This is a genomic window from Rhizobium sp. S163 (assembly GCF_030380805.1).
Classification (GTDB): Bacteria; Pseudomonadota; Alphaproteobacteria; order Rhizobiales; family Rhizobiaceae; genus Rhizobium.
The window spans coordinates 1-1649 of record NZ_JAUDSA010000027.1 but is presented as its reverse complement, the minus strand read 5'-3'; the positions used below and the strand labels follow the sequence as shown (position 1 = coordinate 1649).

The window sequence follows — 1649 nt, the reverse complement described above, 5'->3', positions numbered from 1 at the left end:
GGAGCGACGACAACGTTGGATTGGCTCGATCGAGCTTCAAGAACGTGTTCACCTACTATCCGGCGGGGACGCAAAAACCGTTTCGTCCAAGCAGGCCTGTGGACGACAGCAGTGGAAAGCGGGGATAACATGGGGACAACCGTTGATCTCAGCCGCAATGTGCCGCGCCTTGGCCTGAACAGGTCCGAAGTCGCCATGGCGATCGGGGTGAGCGCGAATACTGTCGATTTGATGGTTGAGGAGGGTTTCCTTCCACGGCCGAGGAAGTGGCATAGCCGGAAGGTTTGGCTCGTCTCCGATATCATTGCCGCGATGGCATCGTGGCCTGACGACGGGATATCGAAGCGAGAGGAAGACGTCGACGACGGTGATAACTGGCGGGCGTCTGCATGACAGACGTGGCCAACATCGATCTGCCCTACGTTGAAAAGAACAAGAGCCGTCACAAGACGATGCGCTACTATCTCCGCATTGACGGAAAGCGCATATGCCGGCTCCCAGACGACATCAACAGCGAAGAGTTCGCTGTAGCCTATTGGAAGGCCCGCAAGGCGGCTCAGCCAATCGTGGAGCGCATTGGTGAGGCGAAGCCGATATCGGTGGTCGTGAAGCAGGGAACGTTTCGGTGGCTCTGCATGGAGTATATGCGATCGAAGGGGTTCACCTCTCTCGATGTCACTACCCAGACCCGGCGGCGCAACATCATCGAGGCCATGTGGATCGAGCCGCTGAGCGATACAGACGCGCGGCCATTCTCTGAAATCCCCTTGCCCAAGATGGCTATCAGCCACATCGAGGTTCTTCGAGATCGGAAGAAGGCCGTCCCCTTCGCCGCGGACGAGCGCCTGAAAGTTCTCCGCCAGGTATTCGATACGAAGCGGGAGGGAGAAGCGATCACGCCCAACATCGCGCGCGCTGTCGAGCCGTTCAACCAGCACTCCGATGGCCACGAGACCGCCACGCCGGCCGAGCTTGAGAAGTTCATCGAACATCACGGCGTGGAATCGAAGGCAGTCCTTTACCTCTCGATCCAGATGTATACCGGACTGCGCGTGTCGGACCTATCCGTGATCGGGCCACAGCACCGCCGCGGGAATGAATTGCGCCTGCGCTTGTTCAAGAACCGTAACCGGACGCCAGTTGATCTGATCGTGCCGATACACCCGATCCTGGAAGGGGTCTTGGCTCGCCACAAGGTGACCGCGTTGACCTACCTAGTCACCGAGTTTGGGAAGCCATTCAGCATCAAGGGGCTAGGAAACCGGATCTCTGATTGGTGGCGTCAGGCTGGCATGGGCCACCTCACCTCACATTCGGTTCGGAAAGGTCTTGCTACCGACGTGGCGCACAACGAGGCCACCGACAGCATGATGGAAGCGATGTTCGGATGGAAGGATGGGAAGACGTCCAAGATTTACACCCGGAACGCTGAGCGCGCGCGGTTGTCCCGGCAGACCGTTGCTAAAATTCAGTGGGACGGGATCGGGACAAGGCTGCTGGCCATCGACGAGGATTCGTCGTCTGAGGGTGTGGCAGAGTGTGGCAGCGGCCTTTGATATCGCTTGGGAATTATTCCAGGCTCAAGTGTGGCAATGTGTCTATAAGCGTCTGAAAATGCCCATTTTCCCGGTTCCGGGCGAGGCCTCCAA

2 protein-coding genes are annotated in these 1649 nt (G+C 58.3%); both read left to right on the top strand.

What is annotated here, in order from left to right:
* The coding region (locus QTL96_RS22670) for a hypothetical protein (protein ID WP_289729296.1) at window positions 1–393 on the top strand (393 nt) is incomplete at its 5' end.
* A complete protein-coding gene (locus tag QTL96_RS22665; RefSeq protein ID WP_289729295.1) occupies window positions 390–1556 on the top strand; it encodes a tyrosine-type recombinase/integrase in 1167 nt (388 codons plus the stop codon). The genes QTL96_RS22670 and QTL96_RS22665, both read left to right, overlap by 4 nt.
* Window positions 1557–1649: the final 93 nt, after the last annotated feature.